The following is a 17,178-nucleotide window of genomic DNA, read 5'->3' as shown; positions in this document are numbered from 1 at the left end:
GCTGCATAGTAATTCTTCATTCTTCATTTTTAGTTCTTCATTTAATTAAACGTTTGCGATGCTCATGATGTCGGCAAATACTCCGGCAGCGGTAACTCCGGCGCCGGCACCGTATCCCTGAATCATCATCGGATATTCTTTATAGCGTTCTGTAGTAAGCAGGATAATGTTGTTGCTGCCTTCCAAGCCGTAGAACGGGTGGTTGGCGCCTACTTCCTGTAAGCCGACAGAGGCTTTTCCGTTCTCCAGTTTGGCAACGAAACGCCAGTGTTTATTTTCTTTCTCCAATACCTGACGGCGGGCTTCAAAGTCTGCGTCGAGACTTGGAACACGTTTCCAGAAATCTTCCAGAGAACCTTCAAAGAAGTCATTGGGGACAAAGAGGTTCTTTTCAACATCTTCCTGTTCCAGACGGTATCCGGCTTCACGTGCCAGAATCACCAATTTACGGATGACGTCTTTTCCACTCAAGTCGATACGCGGGTCCGGTTCGGAGTAGCGTTCTTCCTGTGCCATTTTGATGGTACGGCTGAAAGGAATATCGGCGCTGATCTTATTAAAGATGTAGTTCAGTGTGCCTGAAAGCACTGCTTCAATCTTCAGAATCTTGTCGCCGCTATGAATCAGGTCGTTGATCGTGTTAATAATCGGAAGACCTGCACCTACGTTTGTTTCGAACAGATATTTCACACCACGTTGGCGGGCAATTGTTTTCAGTTCACGATAGTTTTCGTAAGCGGAAGAAGCGGCAATCTTGTTGGCTGCTACCACAGAGATATTGTGTTGCAGGAAATCTTTGTAAAGCGATGCGATATCGGCGCTGGCCGTACAGTCTACAAAAACGGAGTTAAAGATGTTCATTCCGATAATCTCGTCGCGGATGGTTTGCAGACTACTGTCTTTACCCTTTTCCAACAGTTCCTGACGGAAATTAGAAAGGTCGAAACCTTCACGGCTGAACATTGCTTTGGCAGCATCAATGATACCTACCACATGGAGTTTCAATCCGTTTTCCATCATGAGTTTCTGCTGTTGGCAACGAATCTGTTCTACGAGGCTGCCGCCTACTGTACCGACACCGCAGATAAAGAGGTTCAGTACCTGATATTCGGAGAGGAAGAAAGAGTCGTGAATGACATTCAGGGATTTACGCAAAGATTTGGAATCGACCACAAAAGAGATGTTTGTTTCCGAAGCTCCCTGTGCACAGGCAATTACGTTAATACCGTTGCGTCCCAGCGTACCGAAAAGTTTACCGGCGATACCCGGGGTATGTTTCATATTCTCGCCTACGATAGCAACAGTAGCTAAATCTCTTTCCGCAAGAATCGGAGAAATCTCGCCCATCTCTATTTCTTTCGCAAATTCCTCGTTCAGCACTTCACAAGCCAGGTCGGCATCGGCATTACGCACACCGATAGAAGTACTGTTTTCCGATGAAGCCTGCGACACGAGGAATACGCTGATTCCGTTCTTAGCCAATGCTTTAAAGATGCGGTAGTTTACACCGATCACACCCACCATACCGAGTCCCTGAACAGTAATCAGGCTGGTGTCGTTGATGGAGGAAATACCTTTGATAGCCTTGCTCTGCGGGTTGGAAACTTCTTGTTTGATAACCGTTCCCACTCCGTCCGGATTGAAGGTATTCTTTATTAGAATAGGAATATTCTTGTGACATACGGGATAGATAGTCGGCGGATAAACCACCTTTGCACCGAAGTTACAAAGTTCGGTCGCTTCTACATAACTCAATTCCGTAATGGTATAAGCAGTTGAAATGACACGCGGGTCAGCCGTCATAAACCCGTCTACATCCGTCCAGATTTCCAGACTTGCCGCATCCAGAGCCGCAGCAATAATGGCAGCCGTATAGTCCGAGCCACCACGTCCGAGGTTCGTCACATCTCCTGTCGTTTTATCCGAAGAGATGAATCCCGGCACCAGTGACACTTTAGGGATAGACTGGAAAGCCTCTTTCACCAACTTATTAGTCAGGTCAGTATCCAACGTGTGTTTACTATGTTTTCTTTCGGTCTTGATAAAAGTGCGCGAATCGAACCATTTTGCTCCGTCAATCAGTTCGGTAACGATGATGGATGAAAGGCGTTCACCATAGCTGACGATTGTATCCGAGGTCTTAGCAGAAAGGTCTCTAATCAGATAAATTCCCTGGAAGATGTCCTTCAACTCGTTCAGCAGTTCGCCAATCTGACGTTGCAACGACACTTGCTTTTCTCCGGCAGGAATCACCTCCTTAATCATCTCCACATGACGGTAAACGATTTCGCGGAACTCACCCTCGTATGCTGAATCTCCTGCTGCCGCCATCTTTGATGTATTTATCAATTTGTCAGTGATGCCTCCCAATGCGGAAACAACTACAATTACCGGCTCACTTGCCGACTCTACAATTCTCTTTACGCTTAAAATGCTGTTCACGGAACCTACGGACGTCCCGCCGAATTTCATTACTTTCATGAAGATACTTATTTAAATGCAATGTCCTGCAGTTTACTTTTTACAGAACGATTGGTTGTTTACGAATAAAATTGAAATTGAATTTTGCCTGCTTATACAAGCGTGAATCACGTAGATACACAAAAACTATCCATTAACCCCTAAGGGTCATGGTACACATGGATGTGACTGTATGTGGATAGTACTTCATCATAGTCCTTGTTTCTACTCTTGTTTTTGATAAGTGTCGCAAAAGTAATAATAAAAACGTTCAATCTATCACTTTTTTCGGTTTTTTTCTGATAAAAAGAATCTTCCGTCTTCTATTCGTCCTGTCATTCGCCTTTACTTTTATGACATTTTGCTACTTATATATCAAATATATTATTATATTTGCGAAAACAATCGCACAAAATCAGCTTATGAATCCATTAAATACTTCCGTATTGCTAATATACACCGGTGGAACAATTGGCATGATCGAGAATGCCGCGACGGGTGCTCTGGAGAACTTTAACTTCGAGCAACTGCAAAAGTATATCCCCGAACTGCAAAAGTTCAACTTCCCGATTGACACCTATCAGTTTGATCCTCCAATGGATTCGTCGGACATGGAACCGGATATGTGGCGGAAGCTGGTACGCATCATTCATGAAAATTACGACCGCTACCACGGCTTCGTCATCCTGCACGGAACGGATACAATGGCTTACACTGCTTCCGCATTAAGTTTTATGCTCGAAGGACTCGATAAACCTGTTATCCTCACAGGTTCACAACTTCCCATAGGTGTACTTCGCACGGACGGAAAGGAAAACCTGATGACCAGCATCGAGATTGCCGTCGCACAAAACAAGGAAGGGAGGGCGCTCGTACCGGAAGTGTGCATCTTCTTTGAAAATCATCTGATGCGGGGAAACCGCACGACCAAGATGAATGCGGAAAACTTCAACGCGTTCCGTTCTTTCAATTATCCGGTATTGGCGGAAGCCGGAATCCATATCAAATATAATAATGTGCAGATTCACGTAAATGGTGAAGAGCGGGAATTGAAGCCTCATTATCTGCTAGATACCAATGTTGTGGTACTGAAACTCTTCCCGGGCATCCAGGAAAATGTGATTGCCGCCATTCTGGGGATTGACGGATTGAAGGCTGTCGTGCTCGAAACATACGGTTCGGGAAATGCTCCCCGGAAGGAATGGTTCATACGTCGGCTTTGTCAGGCCAGCGAACGTGGAATTGTGATTGTCAACGTGACGCAATGCAGCGCAGGAATGGTAGAGATGGAACGTTATGAAACGGGCTACCAGTTATTGCAGGCAGGTGTTGTCTCCGGATATGACAGTACGACGGAATCTGCTGTGACGAAATTAATGTTCTTACTGGGACATGGATATACAGCGGACGAGGTGCGCGACCGGATGAACCGTTCGATGGCAGGAGAGATAACTCTGTAAATTCCCTGTTTGTTTTACGCATTGAACAGATTTTATCTGAATTTGTTTTGCGCGTTGAACAAATTATGCCTATTTTTGTATTCCATAGAAAACAAATAAAGATATGGATACACTAATCAGAAGATACAAAAGGTTATTAACAGCTACTTCCACAACCTATATCAGAAGCCTGATGAATACAATCAATTGGGATAACCGTCTGATTGCTATCCGGGGAGCTCGCGGAGTTGGGAAAACAACTTTAATGCTTCAATACTTAAAACTTCATTATGCCAATGATAGCCAAAGTGCCTTATATACAAGTTTAGATAGTCTGTATTTCACACAGCATTCTCTTAGCGAACTCGCCGAACAGTTTTACCTGAAAGGAGGTAAATGCCTGTTCTTGGATGAAGTGCACAAATATCCGTCATGGAGCAAGGAAATTAAAAATATATATGATGAGTTTCCTGAACTGAAAATAGTATTCACCGGGTCATCCTTACTCCAACTGCTGAATGCGGAGGCCGACTTGTCTCGTCGATGCATATCATATAATATGCAAGGGCTATCCTACCGTGAATATCTGAATTTATACCATCAGATTGACATCCGCCCTTACACGCTGGAAGAGATATTGGACAATAGTGATGGAATTTGTAATGAAGTGAATTCCCAATGCCGTCCCCTCGCCTATTTTGAAGACTATTTGAAACATGGATACTATCCTTTTTATTTGGAAGGAAATGCGGAATACTACACACGTATCGAAAATATAGCCAACCTGATACTCGAAATCGAACTTCCCCAGCAATGCGGAGTGGACATCAGTAACGTGCGAAAACTAAAAAGTCTGCTGGGAATCCTCTCCTCCGAAGTGCCTTTTATGGTGGACATCACTAAACTCTCTGCTATGGCAGAACTTTCACGTACTACTATTTTGGCCTATTTACAGTATCTGGACAGAGCTAAATTAATCCACCTTCTTTATTCGGATAATGACTCTATCAAAAAGTTACAAAAACCGGATAAGATTTATATGGAAAATACTAACCTGCTTTATGCATTGACCTTTAAAGATGTAAACAAAGGAACATTGAGAGAGGTGTTCATGGTAAACCAACTCGCCTATCAACATCGTGTGGAATATTGCACGCGTAGCGCAGACTATACGATAGACAGTAAATATACGATAGAAGTTGGCGGGAAAAGCAAAGACGGGAAACAGATAGCTAACAGTAAACAAGCATTTATTGCCGCAGATGATATTGAATATTCGGCCGGAAATAAGATTCCACTCTGGGCATTCGGATTTTTATATTAAAGAAAGAGAATATGGCAAAAGAGAAAACCGTATATGTATGCAGTAATTGCGGACAGGATTCACCGAAATGGGTGGGTAAATGTCCGTCGTGTGGAGAATGGAATACGTATGTTGAGGAAATCGTACGGAAAGAACCTACCAACCGCCGCCCGGTGTCGGGCATTGAAACACAGAAACCCAAACCACTGGCACTTAGCGATATTGAAGCGAACGACGAGCCACGCATCAATATGCACGATGATGAATTGAATCGCGTATTGGGTGGCGGACTTGTGCCGGGTTCTCTTGTCCTGATAGGCGGTGAGCCGGGAATCGGTAAATCCACGCTCGTCATGCAGACCGTACTGCACATGCCGGAAAAGAAAATCCTTTATGTGTCCGGTGAAGAAAGTGCACGACAGCTTAAACTCCGTGCCGACCGTCTCTCTGATACTTCCAGCGATTGCCTGATTGTTTGTGAGACTTCGCTCGAACAAATTTATGTGCATATCAAGAATACGAATCCCGATTTAGTGATTATTGACTCTATACAGACTATTTCCACCGAGAGTATCGAATCATCTCCCGGAAGTATTGCGCAAGTCAGAGAGTGTTCGGCATCTATTCTTCGTTTCGCGAAAGAAACGCATACCCCTGTGTTGCTGATCGGTCATATTAATAAAGAAGGAAGTATTGCAGGACCTAAAGTATTGGAACATATCGTCGATACCGTCCTTCAATTTGAAGGCGATCAGCATTATATGTATCGTATTCTGCGCAGCATCAAGAATCGTTTCGGCAGTACGGCAGAGTTAGGGATTTATGAAATGCGTCAGGATGGGTTGCGCCAGGTGAATAATCCTTCCGAGCTTTTGCTTAGTCAGGATCATGAGGGAATGAGTGGAGTAGCTATTGCTTCCGCTATCGAAGGAATCCGCCCGTTCTTGATCGAGACACAGGCTTTGGTCAGTTCTGCTGTTTATGGAAATCCTCAACGTTCGGCAACCGGTTTCGATTTAAGAAGAATGAATATGCTGCTGGCTGTTCTCGAAAAGCGTGTCGGATTCAAGCTGGCACAGAAAGATGTGTTCCTGAATATTGCCGGAGGACTGAAGGTGAATGACCCGGCTATCGACTTGCCGGTTATCAGTGCCATCCTTTCTTCCAATATGGACGCAGCCATTGAGCCGGAAGTTTGCATGGCGGGAGAAATCGGACTGTCGGGAGAGATACGTCCTGTAAATCGAATAGAGCAACGTATCGGTGAAGCCGAGAAATTGGGTTTTAAACGGTTCTTGTTGCCAAAATACAATCTGCAAGGTATTGACACTACGAAACTGAAGATCGAATTAGTGCCGGTAAGAAAGGTGGAGGAAGCATTCAGGGCTCTATTCGGATAGGGCACTGATGCATACATTATCCGCTTTATCTATTTTATAATCGAAAACAATATCAATAATAACTAAATGACACAAGAATTCCAACTCCGCATACTTCCCGAAATCGCAGCAAACGAACAGAAACTAAAAGAATATCTTTCTAAAGAAAAAGGTTTGAACCTGCGTGACATCACCGCTACCCGAATCTTGAAACGAAGCATCGATGCACGGCAGCGGACTATCTTCGTCAATCTGAAGGTACGAGCATATATCCGTGAGATGCCTAAAGATGATGAATACGAGCATACTATATATAATAAGGTAGAGGGAAAGCCGCAAGTGATTGTCGTGGGCGCAGGTCCCGGCGGACTATTTGCAGCCCTGCGTCTCATCGAACTGGGGTTACGTCCCGTTGTTATCGAACGCGGAAAAGACGTACGCGAGCGGAAAAAAGATTTAGCACAAATCAGCAGGGAACACACGGTTGACCCGGAATCGAATTACAGTTTTGGCGAAGGCGGTGCAGGAGCTTATTCGGATGGGAAACTCTATACCCGGAGCAAAAAGAGAGGAAATATAGATAAGATATTGAATGTATTCTGCCAGCATGGGGCTTCTACGGCGATATTAGTAGATGCGCATCCGCATATCGGGACAGACAAGTTGCCACGTGTCATTGAAAATATGCGGAATACCATCATCGAGTGTGGCGGAGAAGTACATTTCCAAACACGAATGGAGGCACTGATTATCGAGAATGACGAAGTAAAGGGTATCGAAACAAATACAGGAAAGACTTTTCTCGGACCTGTGATACTGGCAACCGGACATTCGGCGAGAGATGTATATCGTTGGCTGGCTGCGAATCATGTGGCGATTGAAGCGAAAGGCATTGCAGTCGGTGTCCGTTTGGAGCATCCGGCAATGTTGATCGATCAGATACAATATCATAACAAGGAGGGACGAGGCAAGTATCTGCCTGCCGCAGAATATAGCTTCGTCACACAGGTTGAAGGCAGAGGAGTGTATAGCTTCTGTATGTGCCCCGGCGGTTTCATTGTTCCTGCTGCCAGCGGACCGGAGCAAGTGGTAGTGAACGGAATGTCTCCTTCTAATCGTGGCTCGCGATGGAGTAATTCGGGCATGGTGGTGGAAGTGCAACCGGAAGATTTAATAAATGGAGAGTGGAGAGTGGAGAATGAAGAGTTAGCTGCGCAACGAAATGAACAGCTGCTGGCTCTTAACCCATCTCTAAATAACTCTCAACTCTCAACTCTCAACTCTCAACTTCTTCCCCTTTACTTTCAGGAAGAACAGGAACGCCAATGCTGGTTACAAGGAGGCAGAAGGCAGACAGCACCGGCACAGCGTATGCAGGACTTCACCCGCAAGAAGTTGAGTTACGACTTACCCGAATCTTCTTACAGTCCGGGATTGATTTCTTCTCCGCTTCATTTCTGGATGCCGGAGTTTATCAGCAAAAGATTATCTCTCGGTTTCCAGCAATTCGGACGTTACAGTCATGGCTTCCTCACTAATGAAGCGGTGATGATCGGCGTAGAGACACGTACTTCTTCGCCTGTCCGCATCGTACGCGATAAAGAGACATTGCAACATACAACCGTTCGCGGATTATTTCCTTGCGGAGAAGGTGCAGGCTATGCCGGAGGGATTGTTTCTGCCGGAGTGGATGGAGAACGGTGTGCGGAAGCGGTAGCCAATTATTTCAATCGTTAACTAAAACTACATGAAAATGAATCATCAACCCGAAATAGCCATTGTAGAAGCAAACACCCTGACCAGTCTCGGCCTGAAAGGAATCCTGGAGGAAATGATTCCTATGGCAACCATACGTACCTTCCATCAATTCAGTGAACTGATGGACGATACGCCGGATATGTATGCCCATTATTTCATTTCCGCACAGATTTATGTGGAGCACAATGCCTTCTTTCTCCCCCGGAAACGAAAAACAATTGTATTGGCAAGCGACAGTCCGCAATTCCAACTGTCCGGCGTGCCTGTACTCAACATCCATGAATCCGAGGAAGAATTGGTGAAAAATATATTGAAACTCCATCAACACGCCCACCACAACGGTTATCCGGTGAAAGACATGCCATCCATGCCTCCGGCGCAGCCTCATCAGGAGATTCTATCTTCCCGTGAAATAGAAGTGCTCGTACTGATAACCAAAGGATTAATCAACAAAGAGATAGCAGATAAACTGAATATCAGCCTGACCACCGTTATCACTCACCGGAAAAATATCACAGAGAAATTAGGTATCAAGTCCGTCTCCGGACTGACTATTTATGCGGTAATGAACGGGTATATAGAAGCAGACCGAATCTGATTCACCACAGAGGACGCAGAGGATAAAAAGGATAAAGAAGGTAAAGAGAAAAACTTTCCACACTTTTTCCCAAAAACACTCAAACAGTCTGTATCAGAGAATGAGTGAAGATGTTACCTTCACTATACCCTCTGTGTCCTCTGCGTCCTCTGTGGTGAAAATTGTGGTGAAAACTGTGGTGAAACAAATCCTAATAAATGAGGATTGACCATTGTCTATATTTGCCGTTACTTTGCAGCAGATAAATGAACAGCAGATGAAGAGAAAGAATTTTATGATTGCCCTTACGCTCCTGACGACTGGTACAGCATGGGCAGAAGATTTCCCGAAAGACTCACTAAAAATAGTAGACATCGAAGAAGTGGTAGTGATTGCCACTCCGAAAGAGAATCGTAAGTTGCGTGAATTACCGGTGGCAGCCACCGTTTTATCGCAAGATAATATGCGTGCCAATCAGGTGAACTCTGTGAAAAACCTGACAGGCATCGTCCCTAATCTGTTTATCCCCGATTATGGTTCCAAACTGACCACTTCCATTTATATCCGCGGAATCGGCTCACGTATCAACACTCCGTCCGTAGGACTTTACGTAGACAACATCCCTTATATCGACAAATCCGCTTTCGACTTCAACTATGCTGATATCGAACGTATTGATATTCTCCGCGGACCACAAGGCACTCTCTACGGGCGTAATACGATGGGAGGACTTATCAAAGTGCACACAAAATCGCCTTTCACTTATCAAGGTACTGATATCCGCATGGGAGCAGCGACCTACAATAATTATAATGTGTCACTCACCCACTATCACCGGACATCCGACCGCTTCGCTTTTTCTACCGGAGGTTTCTACGAACACACAGGTGGCTTCTTTGAAAATTCGGCAAGAAACAACGAAAAGGTAGACAAGAGCAATGCCGGTGGCGGACGTTTCCGTGGTATTTACCTGCCTAGTTCGAACCTGAAAATAGATATGGCCCTTAGCTATGAATATAGCGATCAGGGCGGATATCCGTATTACTATACCGGGATTACCCCCAGTGCGATAGCTAAAGCGAAAGAAAATGGTAAAGAAATGACAGAAGACCGGGCAGATTATATCGGTAAGATTTCATATAACGACCGCAGCAGTTACCGCCGTGGATTGCTCAACTCCGGTGTTAACATCGAATATCAAGCCAACAACTTTATATTAAGTGCCGTGACAGGTTATCAGAACCTGAACGACCGTATGTTTCTCGATCAGGATTTCACAGAAAGAGATATTTTCAATATTGAGCAAAAGCAACGTGCAAACACCATTTCCGAAGAGATTGTGTTGAAAGCCAAACCCGGAAAAAGATGGCAGTGGGCTACGGGAGCTTTCGGATTCTATCAATGGCTGCATACTACGGGACCTGTTTTGTTTAAAGAAGAAGGAGTGAAGTCGGTCATTGAAAACAACGCCAATGCAGCTTTTGAAGAAGTATCTGCCAAACCCGGAGCTCCCACCATGGGAATGACTGTGCACAACCCGACCTTAAGCGTAGGAGGAACTTTCGACACCCCGACTCTTAGCGGTGCACTTTATCATCAGTCTACTTTCAACAACTTGTTCATAGAAGGACTGTCCGTTACGGCCGGCCTCCGGCTCGATTACGAGAAGATCAGTATGAAGTATAATTCTCTTAGCACTCCTATCGACTTTGGTTTTGATTTTCACTTAGCTATGGGACCCAACCAAATAAACTTGTCTGATCAGAATATGAAAGCCCCGGCCTCTTTCGTTGGCAAGCTCTCTACTGATTATGTACAGCTTCTACCCAAATTTGCTATTCAATATGAATGGAAGAATCAAAATAACGTTTATGCCACCGTCACCCGGGGATATCGTTCGGGAGGATATAACATCCAGATGTTCTCTGACTTATCACAAACAGAATTGAAAAATTCGATGATGAATGCCATCAAAGAAAGTCCGACAATAGGGCAAGATGCCACCTGGGGAAAAACCATCATTAATATGATGAACCAAATGGTACCTACAAAAGAGATTGATGTAAAAGCATCCACCACTTACAAACCCGAATATTCGTGGAACTACGAAGCAGGTAGCCACCTTACTTTATGGGAAGGCAGACTTTGGGCTGACGTCGCAGCATTCTATATGGATACCCGCGACCAACAACTCTCCCAATTTGCAGAAAGTGGTCTGGGACGTATCACGATCAATGCAGGAAAAAGCCGTAGCTATGGTGCAGAAGCAGCCCTTCGTGCCAGTGTGACAAAAGAACTTAGCCTGAATGTCAGTTACGGATATACGTATGCCACCTTTACGGATTATGTAATCACCGAAGAGCAAAAAGACGGCACTTTTAAAGTAACCGCAGATTATAATGGCAAATATGTTCCCTTTGTCCCCAAACATACCTTAAATATCGGAGGAGAATACGCCATCACCTGCAGTCCGCGCTCTATCTTCGACCGGGTTGTATTCCAAGCTAATTATAACGCTGCCGGACGTATCTACTGGACTGAACAAAACGATGTCAGCCAATCTTTCTATGGCACACTCAACTGGAGAACGAATCTGGAAATCGGTGACGCAATGATTAGTTTCTGGGCACGCAACTTCTTGAATAAAGAATATGCCGCCTTCTATTTCGAAACAATGAACAAAGGTTTTATGCAAAAAGGACGCCCAATGCAATTTGGAGTAGATCTCCGCTGCCGGTTCTAATCATTTTCACTCATAGAGATATTATTTAGTCATTTTATTGTCAGCTAAAGATTTTATCCATATAGAACAATGATTATCAAGTCATTGACACCTGACAATAAGTGCTGACAATAACCCAAAAACAGGCTGACAATAAAAGATTCGGACTTTTATTGTCAGCCTGTCTCTTATAGATTGATGGCATGGAATACGTGATAGAAGAACGTATGCCTCTATGAAGTATGCATTATAAAGCCGTTATACTTAATTAATCCAATAGGCATTGTTCTCTTAACCCTACGCTATCTTTACCTTTCCATGGCTGTGGTAGCTTCTCTTCACGGCCGTGGAGAGATCTCGTCACGGCTGTGGGAAGAAGTCACCACGGCCGTGGGAAGGTAAAGATAGCGGTACCTTCACACAACTATACCGGCATCTTAACGGAACTATACCGGTACTCTGGCATTACTTTACCTACAGTTTCCTATTGGTTTGCTTATATCTAAGATTATCTTGCCCACATCTAATACACTTCAACTACACTCCACCACGATTAAGCAAGTTTCTCTGTTCCATCAGATACACGCGTCATCTGATAAGCGATACGCTCTGTACCGTTCTTTACATAAATGATGCCACAGCGTTGAAAACCATACTTCGTCAATATATGCTGCATGACTTTATTGTCCCGATGAGTATCTACCCGGAGATTGGGCCAACGTTCGAAACACCAGTTCAAGCAGGTTTCCGATACCCCCTTCTGTTTTCCGTTCGTTGCCAGCCGATGAATCACTCCATAAGGTTCATTATTGAGCCATGTTCCTTCATAAATCTGTTGATAAGTAGGGTCGTCTCCCAAGATAAAACAAAAAGTCCCCAAAATTTCTCCCTGTTCATCTATGCAGACAAAGCTATGTCCATCTTCAATTTCCTGACGAATCAATACTTCAGAAGGATAACCGTCAATCCATTGAGTAGTATTTCCGGTTGCACGCATAAAGGCACGGGCATAGTCATAAATCTCCATCACTAAAGGGAGATCTTTTATTTCGGTAGATCTGATTTCCATCATTTGAAAAGTTATTCAAGAATAAAACAGATAATAAAATTACTCATTGATTGCTCCACAATGGGGGCATACACCTTTTTGCTTCAACTTTTCCCCACAACGCCCACAACGATACTTATACCCAATGTTCCGATGGACTTTCTTCGCAAAAACCAGCATAAAAAAGGCAAGAAACAGATAACCGATATAAATATGTGTCATCAGGATAAAGAAGAAATAGCAGAAAATACAGCAAGACATCAACCCCAGCAGATAAAAGATAGCTGCAGCGGGAGTCAACTGTCGGAACAAATCATCCAGCACCGCCAAAGCGACTATCAAAAACAGCCAAATACTCAACAAGAAGACAGAGAGAATAAAAGGAACTTTGAACGGCGACAAAGTAGGATTGAAATAAAAATGCTCCCACGTTTCCGGCACAAAGACCTGCATCGATTCGTAAATCGTTGCACTGAAAGCCATCAACAAACAGAGAAATAACGGATAAACACTATCTATATCATTAAAATAGACCATCTGCAACTGCTTTCGACGAAAAGCGCGAAACAGATATACACCGACGAATAAAGCGAAGATGATAATGAAATAAGAAGCATGCGTATCACTGAAAAGATGAATGGCCTGCGAAATACTATCAGTCGGCACAAATGACTTCTTGAGTTCTTTTTCACGTATCCAGCCCTGTTCATCCTGTGTGTGAGCCAGCTTCACCCAAACACTGTCTACACTATCGGCAGGGTGAACCGCAAACTCTGCCACCACTACCCTATCCCCTTTATTCAACTGAATAAAAGTATCTTTTATCGGAAGACATTCCAAAGAGATGGAATCATCGACTACTTCCAAGTTTGTATTCCATGTATAATGCCGTTCGTACAAGTAAGTCAACGAGTCTTTCGTCTTCTTCGACAGTTCTTCCGAATCCAAAGCCGGTGCTTTATAATAACAAGATGAGAGCAAAAGTAAACATAGTAGGAGGTTCATCACTGTTTTCATCACTATTTTCACCACAGAGGACGCAGAGGACACAGAGGATAAAAAGGATAAAGAGGGTAAAAAGGGGAAAGAAGGTAAAGAGAAAAACTTTCTACACTTTTTCCAAAAAACACTCAAACAGTCTGTATCAGAAGAATGAGTGAAGATGTTACCTCCACTATATCCTCTGTGTCCTCTGCGTCCTCTGTGGTGAAAACTGTGGTGAAAATTGTGAATAATGATTCTCATTGAGCCGCTTTTACTTTCATTTGACAATTCTTACAATCAAATTCCAGACGAAAACGTTTGCCGTCATTTGACACCAGGTAATAGGGTTCTTTATAAGGTGAACGTACCCGTTGATGGATGGGACACCATCCCATACTGTAACGCAAACAATGTTTGCAGAACATCAGTACCGCATCTTCCACCGCTTCTTTTTCGTAAGCCGCTGCTACCTGTTGAACCCCATGCTCCTGATAGAAAGAGGCTGCACGAGTATTCATGACATTTCCCAGATAGGTTAGCGTCGTTTGTGGAAAAGCATGATTGGTTGACTTCCATACCGACAATTCCTGACGGTAATTGATTCGACGGGCAGTTATTAACCGGTCGATTGCCTGCCGGCGGAAATCGGCTAATACCGAAGCCGGCAGAAACCAGTTGTCGGTAAAAGAGATTTCTATTTCTTTTGCTTCGAAAGGCGTATTCCCCAATTTAGACAGTTGCGTTTTCAGGTTGTCCGTCTGCGGAGTCCGGGCCGGCTCTTTTTCACGTGGAAGGGTGATTGTGACTCTATTATCATCTTCGTCAGTCAATGTCAAAGAGAAACCGGAATGATGGTCGGCAAGCAACATTCGCACTGCGATTTTCCTTTCGGCAGACTTACGGGAAAGCACTCGTTCAAATTCCTGGTCGAAATTACGATATAATGTGGTACGAGGCTTGATGCGAGGCATTTCCTGTGGATATAGTTTGTTGCTGTCCACCCGGTTGATGCGGAATCCCTGTAAACGTCCCTGTTCGTCGATATAACAAACACCGTCTCCATTGTTAAAGGATTTAAGTCCCGCAACCGTCAGATAATTGCCGCGAATCTCCTTCACAGTCCCCATCTCCTCGCCCAACGACTTGGGAGTGTCGAAAGAGAAAACCTCTTTGTCACGTCCATGCAGGAAATAATGTGTGAATCCACGGCTGAAACTCTTATCCAGTTGCGGCTTAAACTCGAAATTGCACGTACCCGAAGAAGCCCTTACATATTCCGGACGACGGGCAAAGATGGCATCCAGCTTTTGACGATAAGCGGCCGTTACATTCTTCACGTAAGAAACGTCTTTCAGCCGCCCTTCTATCTTGAACGAGGAAGCTCCGGCATCCAGCAATTGCTCCAGTTCGTCACTTTGATTCATATCTTTCAGGGAAAGCAGATGTTTGTCTTTGACAATCACTTTCCCGTCCGCGTCTACCAGACTAAAAGGTAACCGGCAGAATTGCGCACATTCTCCCCGGTTGGCACTACGACCGAAACAGGCTTGGCTGACATAGCACTGCCCGCTATAGCTGACACAAAGTGCCCCATGTACGAATACCTCTAAAGGCACTTCCGGACAATTTTCGTGTATCTTTTTTATTTCACGCAACGATAGTTCCCGCGCCAGGACTACTTGCCGGAAACCCGCCTTCCAAAGGAATTTTACTTTTTCCGGTGTACGGTTGTCCATTTGTGTACTGGCATGAAGCGGTATCGGAGGAAGATTCAACTTCGTGATCCCCATGTCCTGCACAATCAGCGCGTCTACGCCAATCCGATAAAGTGCATGAATCATCTCCTCCGTCTCTTTCAACTCTTCTTCTTTCAGAATCGTATTGACCGTGACATAAATACGTGCATGATACAAATGGGCATGCTGCACCAATGCTTCAATATCTTCCAATGAGTTCACAGCCGCCGCACGGGCACCGAACTTCGGAGCACCGATATATACTGCATCTGCCCCATGATTGATAGCTTCAATGCCACATTCCAGGTTTTTCGCCGGAGCGAGAAGTTCTATTTTACGCTGCTTTATCATTGAATATCGTTGATGTTGTAAGGTGTTTCCTGATAAACGAAGTAGTTCAGCCAATTGGAGAACAACAAATTAGCATGAGCACGCCAACGTACCAACGGGCCTTTTTCAGGATCATTGTCTATATAATAATTGCGGGGCATCTCTATCGGCAAGCCTTTATCGAGATCGCGACGGTATTCCGTGTCCAGTGTCAGCGGAGAATATTCGGAGTGTCCCGTGACAAAGAATTCACGACCGCCCCGTGCCATTGCCATATAGACACCGGCATCTTCCGATTCGGAAAGCAACGTCAATTCCGGAACTTTCAGAATGTCTTCCCTGCGTACTTCTGTATGACGGCTATGCGGCACATAGAAACAATCATCAAAACCACGGAAGATGGAGTGGAAAGGTTCCAATACCCGATGTTCAAAGATACCGAACATCTTCTCTTTCAACGGATATTTAGGAACTCCATAATGATGATACAATCCGGCCTGCGCAGCCCAGCATATATATAAGGTAGAAGTGACATGCGTACGTGCCCAATCAAAGATTTCCGTAATCTCATCCCAATAGGTCACCTCCTCGAAGTCCATCTGTTCTACAGGAGCTCCGGTGATAATCATACCATCATACTTCTCGTGACGCATCTGGTCGAAATCCGTATAGAACGTTTTCATGTGTTCTATCGGCGTATTCTTTGACGTGTGGCTCTTGATCTTCATAAATGAAATCTCCACCTGAAGAGGTGTATTGGAGAGTAAGCGCACCAAGTCTGTTTCCGTTGTAATTTTCAACGGCATCAGATTCAGAATCACAATCCGTAGCGGACGAATATCCTGTTGCGTAGCGCGGGAAGTGTCGATCACAAAAATATTCTCTTCCTTCAAAAGCTCTATCGCAGGTAGTTTATCGGGTAAATTTAAAGGCATAATCGCTATATATTAGTAATTTGAGTGCAAAAATACGAAAAATATAGCAGATTATAGGGAGGTAGCTTATTTAGAAGACGTACAAATTAAGTCAATTTAAACATAGAAGCATAACAACCAATCAATAAAAGCCTTATTTTTGCCGGAGAAATTAGTACTAATAATTTAAATCTTAGAAAAATGGCATACGTAATTAGTGACGATTGTATTGCTTGCGGAACTTGCATTGACGAGTGTCCGGTAGAAGCTATCTCTGAAGGTGATATCTATTCTATCAACCCAGATGTATGTACTGACTGTGGTACTTGTGCAGACGTTTGTCCGTCTGAAGCAATTCACCCGGCTGAATAATACAAGTTACAAAAAGAGTATAGGCTGCTTTCTATGGAAGGCAGCCTTTTTTATTGCTCTTTCTTCACCACAGATTAACACAGATTAATTCACAATCAAACGGATAGAAAAATACAAAGAAGTTCCTTAAACAAAAAATCATCCTTACTGCATACT

General features: G+C 44.1%; 12 protein-coding genes. 7 read left to right on the top strand and 5 right to left on the bottom strand.

Going from position 1 to position 17,178, the window contains the following annotated elements:
• Positions 1-45: 45 nt before the first annotated feature.
• Positions 46-2,481, bottom strand: a complete 2,436-nt coding sequence (gene thrA / locus LPH68_RS12700) for a bifunctional aspartate kinase/homoserine dehydrogenase I (protein WP_008025257.1) — start codon at positions 2,479-2,481, stop codon at positions 46-48.
• 401 nt (positions 2,482-2,882) lie between these two features.
• Between thrA and LPH68_RS12695 the strand changes: the two genes are divergently transcribed.
• From LPH68_RS12695 to LPH68_RS12670, 6 genes are all read left to right on the top strand, one after another.
• Complete coding sequence (locus LPH68_RS12695; protein ID WP_008025258.1) at positions 2,883-3,920, top strand: asparaginase; 1,038 nt, start codon at positions 2,883-2,885, stop codon at positions 3,918-3,920.
• Between the two features lie 103 nt (positions 3,921-4,023).
• Positions 4,024-5,223, top strand: a complete 1,200-nt coding sequence (locus LPH68_RS12690; RefSeq protein ID WP_008025260.1) for an ATP-binding protein — start codon at positions 4,024-4,026, stop codon at positions 5,221-5,223.
• Positions 5,224-5,234: 11 nt separating this feature from the next.
• Positions 5,235-6,602 (top strand): DNA repair protein RadA, encoded by a 1,368-nt coding sequence (gene radA, locus LPH68_RS12685; RefSeq protein ID WP_008025275.1) that lies wholly within the window; start codon positions 5,235-5,237, stop codon positions 6,600-6,602.
• 66 nt (positions 6,603-6,668) lie between these two features.
• Entirely contained in the window at positions 6,669-8,318 is a 1,650-nt protein-coding gene (locus LPH68_RS12680) for an NAD(P)/FAD-dependent oxidoreductase (protein ID WP_087322360.1), read from the top strand.
• 16 nt (positions 8,319-8,334) lie between these two features.
• A complete protein-coding gene (locus LPH68_RS12675) occupies positions 8,335-8,937 on the top strand; it encodes a response regulator transcription factor (RefSeq protein WP_008640722.1) in 603 nt (200 codons plus the stop codon).
• A 256-nt stretch (positions 8,938-9,193) separates the two neighbouring features.
• Positions 9,194-11,659 carry a TonB-dependent receptor gene (locus LPH68_RS12670; protein WP_162613583.1) on the top strand — a complete coding sequence of 822 codons (2,466 nt, stop codon included), beginning with the start codon at positions 9,194-9,196 and terminating at the stop codon, positions 11,657-11,659.
• A gap of 532 nt (positions 11,660-12,191) precedes the next feature.
• On the opposite strand, the gene LPH68_RS12665 is transcribed toward LPH68_RS12670, so the two are convergent.
• From LPH68_RS12665 to metA, 4 genes are read right to left on the bottom strand one after another with little or no spacing between them, the layout of a single operon-like run.
• A complete protein-coding gene (locus tag LPH68_RS12665; RefSeq protein WP_004314570.1) occupies positions 12,192-12,710 on the bottom strand; it encodes a GNAT family N-acetyltransferase in 519 nt (172 codons plus the stop codon).
• A 36-nt stretch (positions 12,711-12,746) separates the two neighbouring features.
• The gene (locus tag LPH68_RS12660) at positions 12,747-13,931 is read right to left on the bottom strand and encodes a hypothetical protein (protein WP_008025284.1); all 1,185 of its coding nucleotides are present in this window, start codon (positions 13,929-13,931) and stop codon (positions 12,747-12,749) included.
• Positions 13,928-15,757, bottom strand: coding sequence for a U32 family peptidase (locus LPH68_RS12655; RefSeq protein ID WP_230296949.1), 1,830 nt, complete (start codon positions 15,755-15,757; stop codon positions 13,928-13,930). The genes LPH68_RS12660 and LPH68_RS12655 overlap by 4 nt, the downstream gene beginning before the upstream one ends.
• Positions 15,754-16,671: a homoserine O-succinyltransferase gene (gene metA, locus LPH68_RS12650; protein WP_004314573.1), complete on the bottom strand. Its 918-nt coding sequence runs from the start codon at positions 16,669-16,671 to the stop codon at positions 15,754-15,756. Before metA ends, LPH68_RS12655 begins: the two co-directional genes overlap by 4 nt.
• A gap of 180 nt (positions 16,672-16,851) precedes the next feature.
• On the opposite strand from metA, the gene LPH68_RS12645 reads away from it, so the two are divergent.
• On the top strand, positions 16,852-17,022 hold the full coding sequence (locus LPH68_RS12645) for a DUF362 domain-containing protein (protein WP_002559159.1): 171 nt from the start codon (positions 16,852-16,854) through the stop codon (positions 17,020-17,022).
• Positions 17,023-17,178 lie beyond the last annotated feature (156 nt).

Source organism: Bacteroides sp. 1_1_30, from assembly GCF_020982715.1.
In the GTDB taxonomy this organism is placed as follows: Bacteria; Bacteroidota; Bacteroidia; order Bacteroidales; family Bacteroidaceae; genus Bacteroides; species Bacteroides xylanisolvens.
The sequence above is the reverse complement of the archived record's forward strand: the minus strand, read 5'-3'. Positions and strand labels throughout refer to the sequence as shown.